The sequence below is a fragment of the Bacillus sp. JJ783 genome, assembly GCF_036963225.1.
Classification (GTDB): Bacteria; Bacillota; Bacilli; order Bacillales; family Bacillaceae_G; genus Bacillus_A; species Bacillus_A cereus_U.
Genome location: NZ_JBALMG010000186.1, coordinates 1 through 7012, shown reverse-complemented (window position 1 = coordinate 7012; position 7012 = coordinate 1). Strand labels below are relative to the sequence as shown.

Sequence of the window (7012 nt, the reverse complement as noted above, 5' to 3'; positions counted from 1 at the left end):
CCTTAAGGGGATAATATCAAACTAATCTTTGTTCATGTCTTTTTATATTAGAGTTTAACCCTCATAAAACAGCTTGTTTAAAATTCGATTATGGATTTATCTTATCCATAATCTCTTTCATTCTTTTTTCATATCCCACTATTTTAGCACTTGAACTAACAATAGCGAATTAGAATAATGACTTAATACTTGCTAGGACAGTAAGTATACCTACAATAATGACAAATACATTGCTCATTTTCCCTCTGTATTTAGCCAGTACTGGTACTTTACTAATCGCATACATTGGTAATAGACATAAGATCGCAGCAACTAACGGACCGCTAAGGGCATCAATGATTCCAAGAATACTTGGATTTGCATAAGCAACATACCAACATGTTAATACGACAAAAGCAAGAATCATTGTCTTAACTGTTTTTTCTTCGATAGCTTTTCCGCGTGTTTTACCAAACTTGATAATTACGTCACGCATTACCTCATATGCCCCTATATAATGGCCAAGGAAAGACTTAGTTATAGCCACAAAAGCAATGATAGGAGCTGCAATCGTGATTACAGGTGAATTAAGCTCATTAGCAAGATACGATAGAATTGATAAGTTTTGTTCTTTAGCCATCATAAGATCTTTTGGAGTTAAACTCAGTGCACTACTCCAAACAAAGAACATAACTACTACGAATGTCATAATATAACAAACTTTTTGTATTTGAGCACATTTGGCATCAGTAGCTTCTATTCCATAGGTAGCTCTCTGTTTCATAACAAATGACGAAATAAGAGGAGAATGATTAAATGAGAATACTATGATTGGTAGTATCATCAATATCACTCCAAAATACCCTGTCCCTGTTGAAGCAGTAGAAACACTTGAAAAACTGAGCATTGACGTATTCCACTGTGGAATTAAAGATATTGAGATAAAAAGTAAAGACACGATAAAAGGATATACTAGCATGCTCATTATCTTTACAATGATATCTTGACCAAAATTTAGTATAGCTATAAGGCCGAGCACTAATACAAGAGATAAAATGGCCCTTGGAGGCTCCGGCATGTGCAATTGATGCACGATAAAACTACTTGCAGTATTTGTAAGTGCAACCGAATACATCAGCACGATCGTATAAATTGAAACGAAATATACTATGTTAAAAATGATACTTGCCTTATTTCCAAAATACTCTCTTATTGTACCTGTGATCCCCTCATCAGCAGAATTAGAAGCGTATATCATTTTAGCAAGTGCCCTATGTGAGTAATACATAACAGGAAATGCAAGTATCGTAATTAACAGTAATGATAATAAACCACCTGAACCTGCATTAATAGGTAAAAAGAGTACTCCTGCTCCAATTGCTGTTCCAAAAAGGCTCAATGCCCAGGTAGTATCTTGTTTATGCCACTTTTTAGGATCTAGATATTCCTCATTTTTCACTGCAGTATTTTCAGCTTGAAATTCTATTTTTTTTGCAGTATTCCCATTCATATAATAAATCCCCCTTGTATCCTATTCTTACGTCTCTTTTTAGGCTTAAGAATATAGACCATTCTTAAAAATGAATCGCTTACTTGATGCACCATATTGTAAACGATTCCACCTAAAGCTGTCTCTCTTAATGTGCGAGGCATTTATCCTCCAACCCTATACTTCGTCAGCATTGATGATATTGTTTACACCAGCTAATACGATGTCCGCTGCTACTAAACTATTTTGAAGAAATTCTCCTTCTGGTCACACACCTTTCTGCAATTAATCGTTTCAGTCTGTCCAATTTTAAAATGTTTGATATTTTCTCCGTAGGTAATCGGTTACCTCTCGACGCCCTCATTATAACGTTTATATTTGCGAGTCTAATATTTTTTTATTTTTAGAAAGACAGAATAAACAGAATTATGAATAGATAATAAATTACAATTGGTATGTAGCAATTGTGTCTATTTTTTGAAGCTGTATTAGTTAGCAAAAAGGAGAAATTAATACAGATATCCTTTTTGTTAAAACGTTGACTATATTGGGAACTCATTATAAAGATAGTTATATTCCCTTTTGCTGAAACATCTTATTTTAGACGCGAAAACTGTTATAATAAATAATCATTGTAGATGTAAAGGAATAAATTAAGAAAACATAAAATCATCTGACCGAATAATTATAACTAATATCGAATCAATATTCATTTTTCAGAAAAAAGGAACTTTTTTATCAAGGAGCCACCAAATCTTCTATAATGATTGACATGTTACGCCTTTCAAAAGAATAACACCATAAGTTTCCATTTACTATATGTAATACTTATTAAGTGTAGTTTTTTCTAAATATGCATAATTTCATATTTAGAAAAAGATAGTATACTGTCGTATTGTGTAATAAAGATATGGCCCACCTACGGAAATAGGCATACAAAAACGCCATCCATTCCTATGAGTCTACAGAAAAAATAGCGTATTTTTCATTTTAGGGGGTATTTTATTTTGTTAGCTTGATAGCGATGTGGTTGTACCCCTTAAACTATAAACGTATTTTGTAAACGGGTTTATGCTGTTCAGAACTTTGCAACGGAACCACTTCTTTCATCAAAGCCTGTTGAGATTTGTCTCACATAATCTCTTGTCTTTCATGCTAAATGCATTTATAACAAAACTTGTCGAGCTGACCCGATTAGTGAACAAAGAAATACTCTACAAAATAGATCTTCGGATTAAACTTTTTACAAATTATCAATCTTTATTATTAATGATTAGACTGATTTATAAATTATCGAACCTTATTTTAAACCCACAGTAATTGGAGGAAGTTTGACGCTAACAAATAATACACCTCCTGAAATATCAGAAAGATAAAAAATGGCCTCTTAGAGACATGCTGTCCTAAGAGGCCATTCTTATCAATCTTTATTTTAAATCCACCGTTTTAAAGCGATTGTATATGGCTTACGAAAATATTTACTGTGCTTTCTTAAACGTGAGTGATTTACCTTTTGTTTCTTTTACTAACATGATACATGAAATTGAAATAATACTTGAGATGACTAAATAAATTGAAATTGGGATGGAGCTATTAAATTTATTTAGGAGACTTAATGAAATTAATGGTGCCAATGATCCTGCCAAAATTGGTGCTACTTGATAACATAAAGACAAAGCTGTATATCTGATGTGCGTTGGAAATAACTCTGTCATTAATGCGGAGTATGGTGCATACGTCATCGATTGTATGAATAAACCAATAGTAATGGCAGTCATAATTAACCAATCATTTCCTGTATCCATCATTGGAAACCCGATAAATCCCCAAAATGCAGTTAAAACGGCTCCTGTCATATAGATTGGCTTCCGTCCCCACACATCACTTAAGTGTCCCATTAAGGGGATGAGGAAAAAGTGAATTGCATGAGCACCAAACATTAATAATAAAATTTGTGAAGTATCTTTATCGACCACAAGTTTTAAATAACTAATAGAGAAAGTGACAACTATATAGTATAAGATGTTTTCTGCAAAACGAGCTCCAATACCAGCAATAATCGCTTTTTTATGGTCTTTAATCACTTCTATAATACCTAATTGTTGTTTTTCTAATTGAGCTTGTTTTTCTTGTGATTCTTTGAAAATAGGGGCATCGTCTACACTTTTACGAATCCAAAGACCAATTAGGACGACAACAGCAGAGAACCAAAATGCTACACGCCAACCCCAGTCCATAAATTGCTCTGGGCTTAAATTTTTAGATAAAAGTAAAAGGATAATTGTTGCTATTAAATTCCCTAATGGCACGCCTGCCTGGGGCCAGCTTGCCCAATACCCACGTCTATCACTAGGGCTGTGCTCAGATACTAAAATAACAGCTCCACCCCATTCCCCACCAAAAGCAAATCCTTGAATTAAACGTAAAGTAACGAGTAAAATCGGAGCCCAATACCCAATACTACTGAATGTCGGAATACATCCCATTAAGAAAGTCGTTATTCCAACGATAATTAAACTAATCTGTAATAAATTTTTACGCCCAATTTTATCACCATAATGACCAAAAACAAGTCCGCCGATAGGTCTAGCTACAAAGCCTACCGCATAAAGAGCAAATGCAGCCAGGATACCGTCAATAGCATTTCCCGTTTGTTGGAAAAATAATTCTCCAAAAACAAGAGCAGAAGCGGTTCCGTATAAGAAAAATTCATACCATTCAGCCACAGATCCAATCATCGATGCAACAACAACTTTTTTTAGTTGCTTATTATCTGTTTTCCCCATGTTTACTCCCCCCAAAAAGAAAATTCAGATTATTATGATTGAACGTACCAAATCACTTTTGTCCGCACATATTGTTCAAAAGCTTCTAATCCATTGTCTTTGCCACCAAAGCCAGATTGTTTAAAGCCACCAAATGGGGTGGTGATATCCCCTTCACTAAAACCATTCACAGAAACGGTTCCAGCTTTAATGGCACGTGCCACGCGCATCGTCCGCTGTACATTTTGGCTATAAAAAGAAGCAGCTAACCCGTAAGAGGTATTATTGGCAAGGGCAATCGCTTCTTCTTCCGTTTCGAACGTACTAACCGCTAAAATCGGACCAAATACTTCATTTTGGAACAAGATCATGTCAGCGGTTACATTTTCAAAAATAGTTGGTTCTATGTACCAGCCGCTGCCCACATCACTGTGAATGTTCCCTCCAGCAACTAAGCTACCCCCTTCTTGAAGCGTAATATCCAAGAACGATTTCACTTTATTAAAGTGTGCTTCTTCAATCATGGGGCCAATGGCAACTGACTCATCCATCGGGTTACCCAATTTCCAACTTGTTAAGCCAGACTTTAATTTTTCTAATAATTCCTCTTTGACAGATTCATGCACAATCAAACGGGAACCGCAGCTGCAGTTTTCACTCATATTCCAAAAAGCAGCTGATAAAATATGCGGAACAGCCGCATCCAAGTCAGCATCTTCAAACACGACTTGTGGGCTTTTGCCACCACACTCTAAGACAATTTCTTTGAGGTTACTTTCTGCTGAGTATTTTAAGAAATACCTGCCGACTTCCGTTGAACCGGTAAATGATACAATGTCCACATCCATGTGACGCCCTAATGGCTCGCCTACTTTTTCACCTAAACCACACACTAAGCTTAAAGCGCCTCTTGGAACACCCGCTTCATAAGCAAGTTCAATCATACGGTGAGCACTGAGTGAAGTTAATTCCGCCGGTTTCACAATGACTGAATTCCCTGCAGCTAATGCAGGTGCCACTTTCCAAGCAAACATTTGCGCGGGAAAGTTCCAAGGTAATACCGCACCCACAACGCCAATCGGTTCAGTGACAATCAAGCCCAAAGCATCTTTACCCGTAGGAGCCACTTTGCCAAAGAGTTTATCAATCGCTTCAGCGTACCAATAAAACGTATCGATCGTTGCTGGCATGTCAGTATTTAAACATTCGGTAATCGGTTTTCCAGCATCTATACAATCTAAGGCAGCCAGTTCTTCGCTATGTTCTTCGAGCAATTGTGCCCAGCGAATCATCACTTTCTTACGCTCATTAGGGGATAATTGACTCCAAATCCCTGCTTCAAATGTCTCCCTCGCCACTTTAACAGCCGCATCCACATCCCGCTCATCTCCATCGGCAATATAGCCAATGAAGCTGTTGTCGATGGGAGTTCGGTTTTCTAATTTGTCGGCAGAACTCGTAAAACCATCAATTAAGTTACCTGCCCATAGCTTTCCTTCTTTAGCAAGGGCAAAAATTTGTTCTCTTGATACAGCCATTTGTCTCTCCTCCAGATTATTTATTAAAGAAAGCTAAGAATTCCGCCTTTTCCTCTTCTGATAAATCAGATAATGGGAGGCGTACCGCGCCAACGTTGATTTCACCTTTTAGGCAGCCTAGTTTGGCTTTTTGGTTGTAGTTGCCAGATTCCATTGAATGAATAGCAGGGTGGATTTCACGCATAATTTGTCGAGCCTTGTCCCAGTCACCAGCTTGCGCAGCATTAAACATGGCAACTTGCTCTTCTGGGAACACATTCCCTGCACCAGCAATCCAGCTTTTCGCACCCCAGAAGAAAAAGTCTACAGCTTGATCATCACAGCCACAAATCACTTCAAAATTCTCAAATGGGGTTTGCAGCAAACGTAAAGCACGACTAAAGTCACCACTGCTCTCTTTAATAGCGACAATATTCAGTTTTTTAGACAGATGCACCACTGTGTCATGCTCAATTTCAATGCCAATGCGAGCAGGAAAATTGTACATGATAATCGGTAAATCGGTTGCTGATGCCACAGTTTCGTAATGGGCAATCACACCCGTTTGGTCAGGCAGGCTATAAGGAGTTGGTGATAACATTAAGCCTTCATAACCCAATTCTTTCGCTTGCTTGGCACGGTTAATCGCTCCTTCAGTTGATAAATCATTGATACCTGCAATTAAAGTTACGCGACCTTTAGCCACTTCTGCCACAGTTTTTAAAACGGTTTCACGCTCTGCTTCATTTAAAGCGTAATATTCGCCAGTCGTGCCACACACCACTAAACCAGTAACACCTTTATCAATAAATGTGTTAGTCAATTGCTTTAAAGTATCTACATCTAAACTTTTATCGTTTTTAAACGGGGTCACCAACGGAACTAAAATACCATGAAAATTCATCTTCATTCTCCTCAAGTGTTTATTCTTTTTAGTAATAGATCACTTCAATTAAAAATCATTTTTGAAGTGATACTTCAATTATTTACGATAATAACACACCGATTTTCTATTGTAAACGTAATTTTCAGAATTTTTTTTAGATATATTCTTTTTTTTTGAGCTATTATCACTTACTATTTAAGTAGCACTTCATTTCAAAGCAAATTTTAGTTGATCGATTTCTTGTTATCGTTCTTTAATTAGGGCTAATGTGTTATTCTTTTGAACATGTGCTCCTTATATTTAGGATTTGGACAAAAGTACCAAACCTAAATATAAGGGGTTTTAATATAGCTAATCAGTTCAACAATCTATAAAC

4 protein-coding genes and 1 pseudogene are annotated in these 7012 nt (G+C 36.6%); all 5 read right to left on the bottom strand.

The genetic code is table 11. From position 1 onward, the window contains the following. Positions 1-169: 169 nt before the first annotated feature. Entirely contained in the window at positions 170-1489 is a 1320-nt protein-coding gene (locus tag V7038_RS27250; protein WP_070170451.1) for an aromatic amino acid transport family protein, read from the bottom strand. Between the two features lie 146 nt (positions 1490-1635). Further along, positions 1636-1793: pseudogene (locus V7038_RS27245) on the bottom strand (L-serine ammonia-lyase, iron-sulfur-dependent, subunit alpha); the annotation flags it as partial. 1153 nt (positions 1794-2946) lie between these two features. Then, positions 2947-4254: a fosfomycin efflux MFS transporter AbaF gene (abaF, locus tag V7038_RS27240; RefSeq protein ID WP_002110969.1), complete on the bottom strand. Its 1308-nt coding sequence runs from the start codon at positions 4252-4254 to the stop codon at positions 2947-2949. Between the two features lie 32 nt (positions 4255-4286). Beyond that, on the bottom strand, positions 4287-5771 hold the full coding sequence (locus V7038_RS27235) for an aldehyde dehydrogenase (RefSeq protein ID WP_335695915.1): 1485 nt from the start codon (positions 5769-5771) through the stop codon (positions 4287-4289). 16 nt (positions 5772-5787) lie between these two features. Then, entirely contained in the window at positions 5788-6654 is an 867-nt protein-coding gene (dapA, locus tag V7038_RS27230; protein WP_070146792.1) for a 4-hydroxy-tetrahydrodipicolinate synthase, read from the bottom strand. Positions 6655-7012: the final 358 nt, after the last annotated feature.

Coding starts and splice junctions, on each gene's coding strand:
- V7038_RS27250 (WP_070170451.1), bottom strand. CDS start 1,489: ATGAATGGGAATACTGCAAAAAAAATAGAATTTCAAGCTGAAAATACT.
- abaF (WP_002110969.1), bottom strand. CDS start 4,254: ATGGGGAAAACAGATAATAAGCAACTAAAAAAAGTTGTTGTTGCATCG.
- V7038_RS27235 (WP_335695915.1), bottom strand. CDS start 5,771: ATGGCTGTATCAAGAGAACAAATTTTTGCCCTTGCTAAAGAAGGAAAG.
- dapA (WP_070146792.1), bottom strand. CDS start 6,654: ATGAATTTTCATGGTATTTTAGTTCCGTTGGTGACCCCGTTTAAAAAC.